The sequence below is a fragment of the Chryseobacterium sp. P1-3 genome (genome assembly GCF_000738495.1).
Lineage (GTDB): Bacteria > Bacteroidota > Bacteroidia > Flavobacteriales > Weeksellaceae > Chryseobacterium > Chryseobacterium gallinarum.
This window is the reverse complement of the sequence record NZ_JPEQ01000010.1, coordinates 279,035-294,541: the sequence shown is the minus strand read 5'-3', so window position 1 is coordinate 294,541 and position 15,507 is coordinate 279,035. Positions and strand designations below refer to the sequence as shown.

Annotated in this window: 14 protein-coding genes and 2 pseudogenes; 10 read left to right on the top strand and 6 right to left on the bottom strand. The window is 37.9% G+C overall.

From position 1 onward, the window contains the following. Window position 1: 1 nt before the first annotated feature. The 4 genes from HX13_RS15620 to HX13_RS24550 all read left to right on the top strand — a co-directional run bounded on the left by HX13_RS15620 (window position 2) and on the right by HX13_RS24550 (window position 3,762). The gene (locus HX13_RS15620) at window positions 2-1,165 is read left to right on the top strand and encodes a pyridoxal phosphate-dependent aminotransferase (RefSeq protein ID WP_050021840.1); all 1,164 of its coding nucleotides are present in this window, start codon (window positions 2-4) and stop codon (window positions 1,163-1,165) included. Between the two features lie 156 nt (window positions 1,166-1,321). Next, complete coding sequence (locus HX13_RS24560; protein ID WP_238555397.1) at window positions 1,322-1,915, top strand: TonB-dependent receptor plug domain-containing protein; 594 nt, start codon at window positions 1,322-1,324, stop codon at window positions 1,913-1,915. 148 nt (window positions 1,916-2,063) lie between these two features. Beyond that, window positions 2,064-3,434: a TonB-dependent receptor plug domain-containing protein gene (locus HX13_RS24555; protein ID WP_238555396.1), complete on the top strand. Its 1,371-nt coding sequence runs from the start codon at window positions 2,064-2,066 to the stop codon at window positions 3,432-3,434. After that, window positions 3,328-3,762: a TonB-dependent receptor gene (locus HX13_RS24550; protein ID WP_238555395.1), complete on the top strand. Its 435-nt coding sequence runs from the start codon at window positions 3,328-3,330 to the stop codon at window positions 3,760-3,762. Before HX13_RS24555 ends, HX13_RS24550 begins: the two co-directional genes overlap by 107 nt. A gap of 103 nt (window positions 3,763-3,865) precedes the next feature. Here the strand turns inward: HX13_RS24550 and HX13_RS15610 are convergent, their stop codons facing one another. After that, window positions 3,866-5,083 carry a PQQ-dependent sugar dehydrogenase gene (locus HX13_RS15610; protein WP_050021839.1) on the bottom strand — a complete coding sequence of 406 codons (1,218 nt, stop codon included), beginning with the start codon at window positions 5,081-5,083 and terminating at the stop codon, window positions 3,866-3,868. Window positions 5,084-5,189: 106 nt separating this feature from the next. Between HX13_RS15610 and HX13_RS15605 the strand changes: the two genes are divergently transcribed. From HX13_RS15605 to uvrB, 4 genes are all read left to right on the top strand, one after another. Further along, entirely contained in the window at window positions 5,190-5,561 is a 372-nt protein-coding gene (locus HX13_RS15605) for a BlaI/MecI/CopY family transcriptional regulator (RefSeq protein WP_050021838.1), read from the top strand. Beyond that, a complete protein-coding gene (locus HX13_RS15600) occupies window positions 5,558-6,805 on the top strand; it encodes a M56 family metallopeptidase (RefSeq protein ID WP_050021837.1) in 1,248 nt (415 codons plus the stop codon). The genes HX13_RS15605 and HX13_RS15600 overlap by 4 nt, the downstream gene beginning before the upstream one ends. Beyond that, the gene (locus tag HX13_RS22155) at window positions 6,741-6,989 is read left to right on the top strand and encodes a hypothetical protein (RefSeq protein ID WP_128572444.1); all 249 of its coding nucleotides are present in this window, start codon (window positions 6,741-6,743) and stop codon (window positions 6,987-6,989) included. Before HX13_RS15600 ends, HX13_RS22155 begins: the two co-directional genes overlap by 65 nt. A gap of 213 nt (window positions 6,990-7,202) precedes the next feature. Continuing rightward, the gene (gene uvrB / locus HX13_RS15595; RefSeq protein ID WP_050021836.1) at window positions 7,203-9,194 is read left to right on the top strand and encodes an excinuclease ABC subunit UvrB; all 1,992 of its coding nucleotides are present in this window, start codon (window positions 7,203-7,205) and stop codon (window positions 9,192-9,194) included. Window positions 9,195-9,266: 72 nt separating this feature from the next. Here the strand turns inward: uvrB and HX13_RS15590 are convergent, their stop codons facing one another. From HX13_RS15590 to HX13_RS15575, 4 genes are all read right to left on the bottom strand, one after another. After that, the gene (locus HX13_RS15590) at window positions 9,267-9,497 is read right to left on the bottom strand and encodes a DUF3820 family protein (RefSeq protein WP_050021907.1); all 231 of its coding nucleotides are present in this window, start codon (window positions 9,495-9,497) and stop codon (window positions 9,267-9,269) included. A gap of 21 nt (window positions 9,498-9,518) precedes the next feature. Then, window positions 9,519-10,598, bottom strand: a complete 1,080-nt coding sequence (locus HX13_RS15585) for an AI-2E family transporter (protein ID WP_082129257.1) — start codon at window positions 10,596-10,598, stop codon at window positions 9,519-9,521. Window positions 10,599-10,612: 14 nt separating this feature from the next. Beyond that, window positions 10,613-11,344: a beta-carotene 15,15'-monooxygenase gene (locus HX13_RS15580; RefSeq protein ID WP_050021834.1), complete on the bottom strand. Its 732-nt coding sequence runs from the start codon at window positions 11,342-11,344 to the stop codon at window positions 10,613-10,615. Window positions 11,345-11,416: 72 nt separating this feature from the next. Further along, window positions 11,417-12,049: a hypothetical protein gene (locus HX13_RS15575; RefSeq protein WP_410493145.1), complete on the bottom strand. Its 633-nt coding sequence runs from the start codon at window positions 12,047-12,049 to the stop codon at window positions 11,417-11,419. Between the two features lie 138 nt (window positions 12,050-12,187). Between HX13_RS15575 and HX13_RS15570 the strand changes: the two are divergent. Both HX13_RS15570 and HX13_RS15565 read left to right on the top strand, forming a co-directional pair. Continuing rightward, window positions 12,188-13,168 (top strand): annotated as a pseudogene (locus tag HX13_RS15570) (aminodeoxychorismate synthase component I). Further along, on the top strand, window positions 13,152-13,778 hold the full coding sequence (locus HX13_RS15565) for an aminotransferase class IV (RefSeq protein WP_050021833.1): 627 nt from the start codon (window positions 13,152-13,154) through the stop codon (window positions 13,776-13,778). Before HX13_RS15570 ends, HX13_RS15565 begins: the two are co-directional and overlap by 17 nt. On the opposite strand, the pseudogene menD reads toward HX13_RS15565, so the two are convergent. Then, window positions 13,775-15,425 (bottom strand): annotated as a pseudogene (gene menD, locus HX13_RS15560) (2-succinyl-5-enolpyruvyl-6-hydroxy-3-cyclohexene-1-carboxylic-acid synthase). The gene HX13_RS15565 and the pseudogene menD sit on opposite strands and share 4 nt — an antisense overlap. Window positions 15,426-15,507: the final 82 nt, after the last annotated feature.

The window sequence follows — 15,507 nt, the reverse complement described above, 5'->3', positions numbered from 1 at the left end:
AATGTTCAGCAATAACGATATTAATTTTGAAGCCCTGAAACGGAAAGCCTATAATGGAAGATGGGCCACATTGGAAGACGGAGTTATTCCGCTTACAGCGGCAGATCCTGATTTTAGGATAGCCCGGGAAATAGAACACGGAATCATTGAGTATATCAAAGATGGCTATCTAAGCTATGGCCCTTTTTCCGGATTGCCCGAGTTTAAGAAAAGCGTTGCGGATCATTTCAATAAAGAAAAATCCGGAAACTTTTCTCCTGAAAATGTACTTGCCGTCAACAGTGCCGCACAGGGAATGTTTTTGATTGCCTCCTATATCCTGAATCCCGGAGATGAAGCCATTATTCTGGACCCCGTTGATTTTTTGTTTAAAAAATCAGTAGAAACGGCTGGTGGAAAAGTAAACCTGTGTCCGGTGGATACCCATACCGGGGAAATTGATTTTGAAACATTAAATTCTCTGATCCATTCAAAAACAAAACTTATCAGCATCTGCAATCCTCACAACCCTCTTGGCAAGGTCTATTCCCCCGATGTTCTGAGAAAAGTAGCCCAAATAGCTTCTGCCCATGATCTATGGGTAATGAGCGATGAAATATGGAGCGATATTATCTATGACAACAGAAATTTCCATACCTATTCATCTGTCTCTGAAGAGGCAAGGAAAAAAAGCTTTACCGTATACGGGTTTTCTAAATCTTTCGGAATTGCCGGATTGAGAATTGGGGCCGTTCTCTGCAATGATGTGGATATTCTTACCGATTTTACAGAAAAATCAAATTTTAACTCTACCATAGAAGGCGTTTCAACATTATCACAGATGGCAGGAAGCATAGCGTTGGAGAAAGCAAAGCCCTGGTATAAGGAATTTTTAAAACATTTACAGGGCAATCGTGACTTTGCGTTTAATATATTAAGCCATTCCGGAATTGTAACGCCTAATCTTCCTGAAGCTACCTTCGTATTATTTCCTGAAATTAAAAACGGATTAAGCAGTGAAGAATTCGCCCGCCATGCTCTACAACACGGAAAAGTAGCCATTGTTCCCGGTTCTGAAAGGTGGTTTGGGAAAGGTGCTGAAGGCCATATAAGAATCTGTTTTTCCACCTCACAGGAAATTTTAGAAGAAGGGCTTAACAGAATGATCTCCAGTTTTAACGATTAATAATTTTCATTAAAAACATCAAAAATGTGATTATTATTCTATATTTTGCTACAAGTAGAATAAAATTAATATATCCTTAACAAATAACGATATTTCATATTGATTTAAAAATAAAAAATGATAATTTTGAGTAAATCACCACTCAAAAGCTTCAATATGAAAATAAAATACATAAGCGCTGTTTTACTGGGGGCCTCTACCTTATCATATGCCCAACAGGTAAACGATACCATTACAAAGGAATCTAAGATAGATGAAGTTGCCATCACGGGAAGCCGGAATAAGAAAAGAACGGTTACGAATACCCCGGTTCCCATTGATATCATTGACATCAAACAAGCCAGCCAGGCAACAGGCCAGGTAGAAGTCAACCAACTGTTACAGTTTGCGGCTCCTTCCTTCAATTCCAACAAACAATCCGGATCAGACGGTGCAGACGCCGTAGATCCGGCAACACTGAGAGGGCTAGGACCTGATCAAACCCTTCTTTTATTAAATGGAAAAAGGTACCATCAGTCTTCTTTGATTAATCTTTTTGGAACCAAAGGAAGAGGAAATACAGGGTACGATATGAATACCATCCCGATCGGAGCTATAAAAAGAGTCGAAGTCCTTCGCGACGGAGCTTCAGCACAATATGGTTCTGACGCAATTGCAGGGGTAATCAATGTAATCCTTAATGACCGGGATAAGGGTTTTGAAGGAAATGCATTTTACGGAATGAACCTTTTTAAAAAGTCCCGGCAATAATGATGTTGTATCAGACCATAAAGCAGATGGAATCACTTTTGACTTCAGTGGAAACCTGGGTACAAAAATTGGCAACAAAGGAGGTTTTGGAAACTTTACTGCAGAATTTGTCAACAAAGATTATGCAATCAGGAATGCTAACCCTCAAATGTATAATGCTCCAAGGCAACGTTTCGGAGATGCCAAAGCTCAGAATGTCTATTTCTTCGGAAACATTGAACTTCCATTATCTGACGGCCTGAAATTTTATTCACGTCAGGGATTTTCCCACAGAAATACCAAGGCTTATGCCTGGACAAGAACCCCTGAAGCTAATGGGAACGTTCCGGATATCTATCCGATGGGATTTGATCCTATTGAAGATACAAGCATCAGTGACTTCACCTTCGATAACGGTTTAAAATTTAAAGTGGCCAACTGGGATGTGGATTTTTATAATGCCTTTGGAAACAACAGATTTACGTATGACATAACCAATACCGTCAATGCGACTCTAGGCTCTAAATCCCCGACTCAATTTTATGCCGGCGGGCATTCATTACTGCAAAACACAACAGGTTTTAACGCTGTAAGACAGTTTAAGGTACTTGAAGGATTAAATATTGCATTCGGATCAGAATTCAGATATGAAAAATTCAATATTATTAAAGGAGAAGAGGCGTCTTATACCATGTATGATATCAATGGGAATCCTGTAACTCCTGATACTCCAGGTAATTTACTGGTAACCAACCCTCTTGCCGATCCGGAAGATAACATAAGGCCGGGTGGTTCACAAGGATTCCCCGGTTATTCTACTGATATTGGTAAAAGCAGAAATAATTTTGCAGCTTATGTAGATACTGAGCTGGATGTTACCAAAAACTGGATGATAAGTATAGCCGGAAGATTTGAGAATTACAATGATTTTGGAAGTACTTTAAACGGTAAATTTGCTACACGGTATGCAATTACTCCTCAATTTGCCTTCCGCGGATCTGTCTCTACAGGATTCAGAGCCCCTTCTCTTGCTCAGAAATATTACAGCCAGCAGTTCACGAACTTTCAGGGAGGGAAGTTGGTTACCATCCAATTGGCGTCGAATGATAGTGATCTCGCCAACAGATTGGGTATTGAACAGCTGAAGCAGGAAACATCTGTAAACGGGAGTGCCGGATTTACTTTTAATACGGGAAAATTCACCGCAACGATTGACGGATACTATATCAGTGTAAAAAACAGAATCGTTCTGACAGGAAATTTCTCAAGAGATGATTTACCTACCGATGTCCAGAATGATTATCCTTATATTGATCAGGCGCAATTTTTTTCCAATGCCATTGACACAAGAACCAAAGGGATTGACCTTATCCTGAGTTACAGTGAAAGTTTAGGTTCAGGGAAATTAACGGCAACTTTAGCCGGAAACTATAATGATATGGAAATTACCCAGATCAATACTTCACCCAAACTGCAGGGTAAGGAAGACGTTTTATTTAAGTGCCAGGGAAAGAGCTTTTATTCTGGCTTCAGCTCCTAAAACAAAGATTAACCTTAATCTTAACTATAAGATCAATAGGTTCAATGCAAATCTTCAGCTGGTAAGGTTTGATAAGGTTACATTAATTGGGTATGATGATGCTGAACAGATATACAACCCAAAGGTAACAACGGATCTTTCTTTTGGATACGAGTTTTCTAAAAACCTGAATCTGACTTTGGGGAGTAAGAACTTATTCAACCGATACCCTACATTACAAACCACTCAGGTATCAACCGGAAATACCGAATCCGGAGGCATTTTCGATCCCGTACAAATGGGATTTGCCGGACGACAGGTTTTTGCCAGACTTAATTTTAAATTTTAAGAAGATTGGAAGAGTTTTTATTATCATGACTGTAAGGGCTTCCTCTTCCGAACTCCTGTTTCCTTATAACAAGGCCTGCTGAAAATTTTTCAGCAGGCCTTTTTTATTTCTTTGAAATTCTATATAATTTTCCGCTATCTGTTACAGCGTAGAGATTTCCATCCATGCCGTCCAGTACATCCCTGAAACGCTCTTTCTGATCGGCAAGAAGACGCTCTTCCCCTACCACTTTATTATCCTTCATTACAATCCGGTCGATATGTTCACCACTTAAGCATCCAATAAACAGGTTGCCTTTCCATTCGTCAATATTCCCTGTGTAAAATGTTATTCCGCTTGGAGAAATTACGGGATCCCAATAGTATACCGGCTGCTCTGTCCCCGCTTTCTGCGTAATCCCCTGTCCTACCTGGTCTCCTGAATACTCAATACCATATGTCACATCTCCCCAGCCGTAATTTTTCCCCGGCCGGATAAGGTTAATTTCATCACCTCCTCTGGGACCCATTTCAACATCCCAGAGATTTCCTTGCGGATCCAGGGCCAATCCTTGCGGGTTCCGTAATCCATAGGCATAAATTTCCGGTTTATACCCCTGTTTACCAATAAAAGGATTTCCGGGTGCCGGCAAACCTTCTTTGGTAATCTTCATAATTTTACCTAAATAATTATCCGTTTTCTGAGCATATACTCTTGTCACTTTATCTGATCTTTCTCCCGTACTTACATATAAATTCTGATCTTTATCAAAAACCAGGCGGCTTCCATAATGCTTATCACCATCATAGGAAGGCTCTGCCCTGAAAATAACCTTGATTCCGGAAATACTTTTAAGATCAGGGGATAATGTTCCCTTGGCTACAGAAGTCAGGTTTCCTTTTCCAAACGGTTCTGAGAAACTGAAGTAAATAATATTATTGTTTTTAAAATCAGGATCCAGCGCTACATCCAGCATTCCTCCCTGCCCTTTTGCGTCTACTTTTGGAAAACCGGTAATTTTAGAAACCTGTTTTCCATCTTTGGAAACCACATTCATATATCCTGTTTTTTCAGTGATGAGAAATCTCCCGTCCGGCAGATTAATAATTCCCCATGGCTTTCCGAGTTCTTTATTCAAAACTTCCACTTTATAAGGTGTTTTTGTTTTTACAGCCTTAATTCTTGTCTGTCCCTTAAAGGCTGGCTGATATTCAGAATTTGGTTTTTCGGTTTCCACACTCCCGTCACTTCCTATCTGCTGTGCATTGGCATGGCCTTCTTTACATGATGATAACATCAATAAGACACTCACAGCTGCAATATAAAATTGATTGATTTTCATAACATTATGATTAGTGTTATAAAGATAAATAGAAAAATAATGCCATAAAATTTGTATAATACAATTTTTTATTCTACATTTGTAGAACAAAATACAAAGCTGTAGAATGAAAGATATCAAATTAACCGACGCCGAGAAAGTACTGATGGAAATCCTTTGGGAGAATAAAAATATTTTCATGAAGGATATCCTGGAGGCTTACCCCGACCCTAAGCCTGCAGCTACCACAATTGCCACCTTACTGAAAAGAATGCAAAACAAGGACTTAGTAGGCTATACACTTTATGGAAATTCCCGTGAATACTACCCAAAAGTAGAAAAAGGAGAATATTTCAAGGAAGAAATGACTTCCATGATTGACCGTTTTTTCAACAGCTCGGTAACCCAGTTTGCCTCATTCTTTACCTCTAATTCAAAACTTACACAGAAGCAGCTGAAAGAACTTCGTGATATCATTGATAAACAAATAAAGGAATGAATATGCTTATCATTATCATGAAAATAATATTGTGTTCTTCTTTGTTTATTGCCATTTATTACTGGTTTCTGGAAAAGGAGAGAATATATAGATTCAACCGGTTTTATTTACTGGGTTCGCTGGCACTCTCTTATCTGATTCCGTTTATTAGCATTAGCCTGCAACTGCCGAAAGAGAAAATAAGCAGACCGCAGCTCATCATTGAAGATACGGCACAAAAAATAATTGCTATCCATAACGAACCTGAAGGTTTACACTGGATGAGTGTACTATGGATTATATACGCTGCTATAACTTTGCTTTTCCTGCTCAGGAGCATATTTGCTGTTCTGAAGATTATAAGAATAAAAGGAAATACAATCATCTATAAAGGACAACGGGTACTGTTAACGAATGAAAATCTTTCTCCGTTTAGCTTCTGGAATACGATTTATTTAGGGAGAGCCTATCTTAAAGAAGATGAAATAGACCCAAGAATTTTCCTCCATGAGAAAAGCCATATTTCCCAAAAACATAGCCTTGATCTTATATTGATAGATGTATTAAAGATTTTCACCTGGTTTAATCCCGTTCTGTTTTTATATAAAAAGACTATTGTTACGAACCATGAGTTTCTGGCAGATGAAGCTGTTTTGAAAAATCAATTCAGCATCAGGGAGTATCAGAATCTTATTCTTGACGAAATCATCAATACTCAAAGCTTACCGCTTACCCATACCTTTAATTTTAACAATACCAAAAAACGATTTATTATGATGACCACAAAAAAAACAAAATTCAGCCTGCTTAAGAAAACCGCAGGAATTACTTCACTGATTGCAGCCATCGCTGTATTTTCTGAAAAAACATACGCCAATAATTCAGTGTCTGTTTTTAACAACCATAACACTTCTGCTATATCTTCTCAGCAAATAAACCCTGTTAAAACAGGCACTTCGCATGAGATAAGTTCAGAATCACCGGCTCGTGATGAAAAGTCAACAGTCCTTAAGCCCGCAACAGCAGAAGTCCTTAAGAAAGAAGAGCAGAAGATGGTATCAGATACGATTACTCCTAAAACAGCCATTAAAGAGGAACCAAAAGCAAACGCTACAATAGATTCCGGCAACGGAAAGGACTTTGTAGAAGCAAAATATCCGGGAGGAAATGCCGAGCTACGAAAAAAAAATAGGCAACACCATGGATATGGCGGTAATAAATCCATTAAAAGGGACAATTACCTCAACAGCATATATCCAAATTGATGAAACAGGTAAAGCAACTCAAATAACAACTTCAGGTAATGACGAAGTTTTCAACAAAGAGTATCTTAAAACAATAACAGCAATAAGCAATGAAACAACCTGGCAGCCTGCTACTAAAAATGGCAAAGCAATAGCTACTTCATTAAAGATTCCCGCAACAATGACCTTTGAGAATTTTAAATAATAGATAAGCGCTTTTCAGCGCTTTTTTTATGCCTGTAAATTCCGTTTTTTCTATTCCATTTCTTAACATTTTTCTGTGAGCAATACGATAATGACTTCACCTGCCAGTATTATAACTGCAATCTGTTAAATTTTTCTTATCAAAATATTCATCTTCAAAACTTTATCAAGTCTAATAATTTCTTTCGTATTTTTGTTGTATACATTCTTTTCTATGGATTTTAAGCTTCAATCAGAATATAAACCTACCGGAGATCAGCCTCAAGCAATCGAAAAATTGACTAAGGGAATAGAAATCGGTGAAAAATACCAGACTCTTCTCGGGGTGACAGGCTCAGGGAAAACCTTTACTGTTGCCAATGTGGTGCAGAATGTTCAACGCCCAACATTGGTATTGGCCCATAACAAGACACTGGCTGCCCAGCTTTTTATGGAGTTCAAGGAATTCTTTCCTGAGAATGCGGTTGAGTACTTTGTCAGTTACTACGACTATTATCAGCCGGAAGCTTATATTGCAACAACCGGAACTTATATTGAAAAAGACCTGAGCATTAACGAAGAAGTTGAAAAGCTACGTCTTTCCGCCACCGCCAGCCTTTTATCAGGAAGGAGAGATGTCTTGATTGTCGCGTCTGTATCTTGTATTTACGGTATTGGAAATCCTACTGAATTTCATAAGTCGTTAATTTCTATTGCAATCGGTGAAAAAGTGACCAGGACCGCATTGCTTCATTCTTTAGTTAATGCGCTCTATGCCAGAACACTCAATGAGTTTCAAAGAGGTACCTTCCGTGTAAAAGGAGATGTAATTGATGTGTTCCCAGCCTATGCAGATAACGCCATCAGGATCCAGTTTTTTGGTGATGAGATTGAAAAGATTCAAAGCTTTGATCCTGTGACCGGCAACGTAGATAGTAATTTTGATCAGATCCAGATCTATCCGGCTAATCTTTTTGTGACTTCCAAGGAAACCTTAAACGGAGCCATAAAGGAAATCCAGGATGATATGGTAAAGCAGGTTGACTTTTTCAATTCTATTGGAAAGCCGCTGGAAGCTAAAAGGCTTCAGGAAAGAACTGAACTTGATCTTGAAATGATCAAAGAACTTGGCTATTGCTCTGGAATTGAGAACTATTCGAGATATCTGGACGGGAGACTTCCCGGAACAAGGCCTTTCTGCCTGATTGATTATTTTCCCAAAGACTTTTTAATGGTTATTGATGAAAGCCACGTAACAGTACCCCAGGTACACGCCATGTACGGCGGAGACCGGAGCAGGAAAGAATCCTTAGTGGAATATGGCTTCAGACTCCCTGCTGCAATGGATAACAGACCTCTGAAATTTGAAGAGTTTGAGGCTATGCAGAATCAGGTTATCTATGTTTCTGCAACGCCTGCCGATTATGAGCTTGAGAAAACCGGAGGCGCCTATATTGAGCAGATCATCCGTCCTACGGGACTTCTGGATCCTGTTATTGAAGTACGACCTACATTAAACCAAATTGATGACTTAATGGAAGAGATCCAGAAGAGAGCGGATGTTGACGAAAGGGTTCTGGTCACTACTTTAACCAAAAAAATGGCTGAAGAGCTTACCAAGTACTTTACCAAATTCGGAATCAGAACGAGATACATCCATTCCGATGTAGAGACCCTGGAACGGATCCAGATTATGCAGGATTTACGTTTAGGACTTTTTGATGTTTTAATTGGTGTCAACCTGCTAAGAGAAGGATTAGACCTACCGGAAGTTTCATTGGTAGCAATTTTAGATGCCGACAAAGAAGGAATGCTGAGAAGCAGAAGATCCATGATCCAAACGGTGGGACGTGCAGCAAGGAATGTCAATGGGAAAGCCATTATGTATGCAGACAAAATCACCAAGTCTATGCAGGCTACTTTAGATGAGACAGAATACCGCCGTGCCAAGCAAATGCAATATAACGAAGAGCATGGTCTGAAACCGCAGGCACTTAATAAAAAGATATCCGAAAGCCTTGTCGGGAGAAGTAAAGATTTTCCTGATGAAAAATATACCCAGAAAGAAATTCTTCAAAAGGTTGCAGAAACAAAAGCCAACTACGCCAGTGAAGATATTGATAAGATGATTGCATCGAAACAAAAAGAAATGGAAGCAGCAGCCAAAAACCTCGACTTTATAAAAGCAGCTAAGCTGAGGGATGAAATTGCAGCTTTGAAAAGCTAATTCCATTTCCTTACCTATAAAAGTTTCGGCGGCATCTTCGATGCCGCAACTTTTATAGTAACTGATCTCTGTTTATTTTCCATTTCTGACCATGACTCTGATTGGTGTAAGCAAATCTGCCAAACCATTCAATTTGATCTCATAAACTGTTGAGAGCTGCATCCCTAATTTCCCTTTAGGCATTCCTCCATTCCGGAGGAACCACTCCAGATAACTTACCGGAAGATCGGCAAGAATTGTTCCTTCGTATTTACCAAAAGGCATTTTAACAATACAAATCTCTTTTAATATTTCCGGGTTTATTCCTTCCAATTTTTTAAAAAATTAAATTAATTTATCATTCAGGTCATTCTGGACAGGCAGCTCAAGATCAGGAGGCACATTTTCATCAGAAAACTCATTTCTGTATACCTGGATCAGTAGAAGGGTAAATGAGATTAAGATCGGCCCAAAAATAAGCCCCATAAATCCGAAAAGATTCATCCCCATAATAATCCCGAATACCGTATTCAACGGATGTATATTTTCCAGCTTCTTCAAAAGAGTGAAACGGAGCAGGTTATCTGTAAGCCCTACCACGACCACACAATAAATTGCCAGGCCAATTCCCTGTGCTGTATTTCCTTCTGCAATCATAAAAATACATACGGGAACATACACAATAGCGGTTCCTACCACCGGAATCACGGAGGATACTGCCGTGAGTGCAAAAAGCAGAACAGGCCCCGGTGCTCCAAAAATGAAATAACCAATAACGGCAACTATCCCCTGGCCAACTGCCACAACAGGGATTCCGATAGCATTGGCCATGATTAATTTTCTTAATTTATCGCCGATTAAAGAGATGTTTGCCCTCTTTAAAGGAGCTGAAGAAGTAAGGATCCTTTCAAACAACCGTGGTTTTTCCAGCATGAAATAAAGGATAAAATACATGGATATCACTACGGTTAATGTATTGAATGTCCCGCTGAGAGCTGAGGTAGAAATCTTACCTACAGAATTCTTCAGCTTATTCATATTTTCCTGGCTGAGGATATCAAACTTGGTTTTTGAATAAATATAGGCATGTATCTTGTCAAGAAACACATTGAATTTGGCCATATAAGCCTGTGCATTTCCAAGTTTATCAATAAGCAGGTCGGCAATAAAATAAATAGGCAAAATAAGAATAATAAGACTGGCAAACATCAGGGCAAAAGCAGCAAGTGAAGGCTTCCATTTTCGCTCTTCCTGTAAATAAAAATTATACTTACGGCACACAACATAAATGGTAATTGCCCCTAAAACCGAAGGAATAAACAATGAAAGGTTAAAACAGATCAGTCCGGCAAGCACTATGATAATGGCCAGCAAAGAAATCTGTTTGATAACAACACTGCTTACATGTTTGTCTTTATTATTCATCATTTGTTAAAATTCTAAGGTTGCTTGTACATGATCTGTCTCGGCTTTCCTAAATAAGCACAATAAGTAGAATACATGACAATCATAATAAACGGAGCTGTCAAAATTATACCGAATCCACAAAGAATTACTCCGGCTACAGATATAATGCCTCCCAGAAGAGTGGTTAGCAAAAATGTACCATAGTTTTCCTTGGCAATGCTGAAGGATTTTCCTAAGGCCTCAGTGGCGGAAGCATTTTCAAAAAGTAAAATAGGATATCCGATTAAAAGAAACGGATACACAAAAACAATAGGTAACACACATAATGCCAAAGCAATTGTGGAGATAATCCCCGAAAGGATACTATAAATTAAAATATTAACAAAATTCTGACGATATCCAATAAACAAATCGGAAAACTCAATCTGGTTTTTAGTATTGAATTTATTTACAATATAAATCAGTCCCACATATAAAGGCGCCAATAAAAGCCCGAAAAAGCTGGATAATGTAGCATACATTGTAAATCCGGGAGCATTCCAGTAGCTGAAGTCTCCACCGGAAGTTCTCATCTCTTCTACCATAGCCGTTGAATTGAATCCCGTAGCCGTTTGGATAATAAAACCTCCTACAAGATAAATAACCATAGCAACGATACCATAGCCAAAGACTCCTTTATACATTTCAAAAGCGTGCGAAATAATCGATCCCGTATCTCTGTTGGGAACAGAACCTTGCTGATCAAATTCGTTAAATTCAGACATAGTTTAAATATTTAATGATTTTACCAAATTTAACTTTTTTTGGTAAAAAAACATATTAAACTAAGGTAAAATTTAGTATTTCTCTGAAAAAACCGTTTTATAAAGCGAATAAATCACTGCATTCCAAAAAGGAAAGGTAAAAAGACCTCCAATAAAAAACAAAGTGAACCCCAGATATTTGAACAATACGGCTACGATTATACACACCATTATCTCAATAAAATACATCCTTAACGCCTTCAGGTTTAAGGAGATCGCTTCAAAAATCCTTTTATTGGCAAAGAACATCAATGGCGCAACAAACACCGTCATCGCCACCCAGACTACTGCCAGAAATAAAGTCGGAATAGTAAATCTATAGATCAGGAACCAAAACACGTAATAACCCAGATATTTGAAAAAGTTGAGTCCATTGTACCCTACAAACAGATCTCCAAGCTCCACTTTCTCATTCATATCTATTTTTCTGAAGATCTGAAACAGCCCAAGATTTAAAGGATACAGAAAAGCGGTTGTTCCCCATACTGCATAGGTAAACATTTGATAATTTTCAGTAGCGCTCAGCTCGGTGATCTTTTCCATATAAGCTTTGGTTCCCAGCTTAAGGGCTTCTGTTAATTCCTGGCTTTGTGCCCAAATTCCATATTTCGCACCAAAGAAAAATAAAGAGGTAAGGAAAATTCCAAAAAAGACCATTGAAAACATCAACTGAAAAACCAGTGTTTTATTCCAATAAAAAAAAAGCCTGCTTCAATATAAAATCTATTCCCGGTTTCTGAGGATATTTGCTCTGCATTTTAAAAATTTTATGCAAAAGTAAACATCAATAATTATTTTTGCCGAATGTTTTCAGTGAATCATCAAAAATTTATAGAAATGGATGAGCTTTCTCTTCAGAAGGTTCCCTATTTTTTCATGGTAGACTTTCTTTCCGGGAAAGTAGAAATATACCGAAAGGAAGAAATTGAACAATCAGGATTAATCATTGATTTTCAACACTTTTCCACTATAAAAAAAACATCCTGAACTCACAAAAAAAAATAGAATGGAAATCATTTCCTGAAACCCTTGAAAGTTTTAAAACAGGTTTTGACAAAGTTCAAAAAAATATCCGGTTGGGTAATTCTTATCTGGTAAATTATACCCGGAAGACCAAAATTGAAACCAATTTAACACTGGAAGAAATTTTTTATCATTCTGTTGCAAAATATAAAGTTTTTTATAAAGATTTTTTTGTATTTTTTTCTCCGGAAACTTTTGTAAAAATCATTGACGGTAAAATTTTAACTTATCCAATGAAAGGAACGATTGATGCCTCCCTGAAAAAACGCCGCAGAAGTATTGAAAAATGATAAAAAAGAAAAGGCTGAACATTATACTGTTGTAGACTTGCTCAGAAATGATCTGAGTATGGTGGCTGATGAGGTGACTGTAGATAAATTTCAGCACATCGATTTTATCAAGACACAACAAAAAGATCTGTACGCCATGAGCTCTGAAATTACAGGAAAGCTGAAACCAGAATTTGATGGAAAAATAGGAAGCATTATGCAAAAATTACTTCCTGCCGGTTCTATTTTAGGAGCTCCAAAACCCAAAACACTGGAGATCATTTTAGAGGCCGAAGGATATAAAAGAGGCTATTATACAGGAGTTTGCGGCTGGTTTGACGGTAAAAATGTCGACAGCTGTGTGATGATACGCTTTATTGAAAAAGAAGGAGATCAGCTTTATTTCAAAAGCGGTGGCGGAATTACCCACATGAGTAAATTAGAAGACGAATATCAGGAAATGAAAAACAAAATTTATGTCCCAATTCATTGAAAGCATTAAGGTAGAAGACCAGGAAATTTTCTTATTGGAACTGCATCAGAAACGTGTAGATCAAACGTTCTCTCACTTTGGAAAAGAAGGAAGTATTGATCTTGCCAAAATATTCAAAAGCCTGCAGCATGATGAAGACGGTCTTTTCAAATTAAGAATCGCCTATGATCTTGATAAAAAAATCAGGACCCAGATGATTCCCTATGCGATCCCTGAAATTAACGATTTCCAGCTGGTAGAAAACAATAGCTTCGATTACTCCTTCAAATTTGAAGACCGCAAAGAACTGGATAAAATGAAAATGAAGGCAAAAGCGGAAGAAATTATTATTGTCAAAAATAACCACATCACCGATACTTCTTTTTCTAACCTTTTGTTTTTAAAGGGAAAAGATTGGTTTACGCCTAACTCTTATCTTTTAAACGGAGTGCAGAGGCAAAATCTTTTAAAGCATAAAAAGATCAAAGAGACTGAGATTACCTTACAGAACATAAAGCAATTCTCCCACTTTCAGATCATCAATGCTTTAAATGATTTCGACGATATGTTTATTTATCCTATTGACAGAATAATCAACCTGCCGGGAAATGAAGAATATCTTGACCTTTAGCTTTCTTTCATAAAGTTAAAATAAGCCTTTTGGATATCAGCACTATTCTTTCCGGAAGTATTGACTTCCAGTATTTTAGGCAGCACATCAGGTTTAAAGAAATTCTCAAGAACCCTGTCCAGAGTAAGCTCATCTTCCACCTTAATGTAAGAAAATCCAAAGTGTTTTGCCAAATACTCTGCTGTTTTGCGGTGCTTTGTCGCAATAAACTCATCTAATGTGTTCGGATTGGCATTGCCGGGTCCCGGAATAATCTTAAAGATATTTCCTTCTCCGTTATTGAAAATCATAATCCGTACAAATGGAGGAATATATTGGTTCCAAAGGCCGTTAATGTCATAAAAGAAACTTAAATCCCCTGTTATCAGCAAGGTTGGATTCGCATTTTTAATCGCAAATCCCATTGCTGTAGAAGTAGACCCGTCAATTCCGCTTGTTCCCCTGTTGCAATACATTCTTCTTTTACCGAAATCAAACAATTGTGCATATCTGATAGCAGAAGAATTGGCAAAATGGATATTGTAATTTTCAGGAATGGTCTGTGAAGCTTTATTGAAGAAATAAAAATCTGAAAACTCAACCGTATTTAGAAACTGTTCATGCTTTGCATCTTTTTTATCCCTTAAAACATCCCAAAGGTTGAAATAAGGCCTTGGTTCAAGATTAATATATTTCAATAATTTAGAAAAAAAGACCTCAGGTTTCACTTCAATCTTTTCCGTTAAAGAAAAATACGTATCAGGCTGCCATACCTCATCCAAATGCCAGTGTTGCTTCGGACGTGCATTTCTTAAAAATTGTTTTACTTTTTTGGAAACCACATTTTGTCCTACTGTAATCAAAAAGATCCGGGGCATATGTTTTATAATCTTCTTCGGTAAAATTAAAGATATAACGATCAATATGCCTGAAAAATTTCTCGTGGTATAAATTGGAATTCACTTCACTTAATACCACTACAGAGTGGTTTTTTACCAGCTGAGTCAATTGATTTTCCAGTTCGGGGCTGTAATCCCTTGTTCCGACCAGCAGCATGATTCTCTGAGAAGTATTCCATTCTGCAACCAGGTTGGATGGAATTTCATATTCTTTATGTCTGATGGTTTTTTCAACGGTAGGAAAAGGCGGAAGCTCAGAAACCAGTTCATATAAAGGTTCTTCCAGCGGTATATTGATATGGACCGGCCCCTGCTTTTCAAAACAAAGTTCGATCGCTTTTTTAATCGTGTCGAAATTAATATCTTCTGCTCCTTCCTTACTGTCTTCCAGCAGTTGGAAATCACCATAAGAGTGCTGATGAAATACATCCTTCTGCCTGATTGTCTGCCCGTCAAATATATCCACGAAATCCGTTGGCCTGTCAGCCGTTAACACTAAAAGTGGGATATTCTGATAAAATGCTTCTGTGACCGCAGGGTAATAGTTAACCACAGCGGAACCGCTTGTACAGGTAATGGCAACAGGTTTTTTTTCACTTTTTGCCATTCCCATCGCTACGAAAGCTGCACTTCTTTCATCTACGATGCTGAAGCAGTTAAAGCCATCCACTTCTGAAAAGTGAATCGCCAAAGGGGCATTTCTTGATCCCGGGGAGATCACAACATCTTCTATTCCGTACTGCTGAAGAAGATGTGCAAGTATTTGGATACTTCTCTTAGAAGAATATTTTTTTCATACAGCAAATTTAACTTATAAATAATGATTTTAAAATCATTTAATTTAAAAAAAA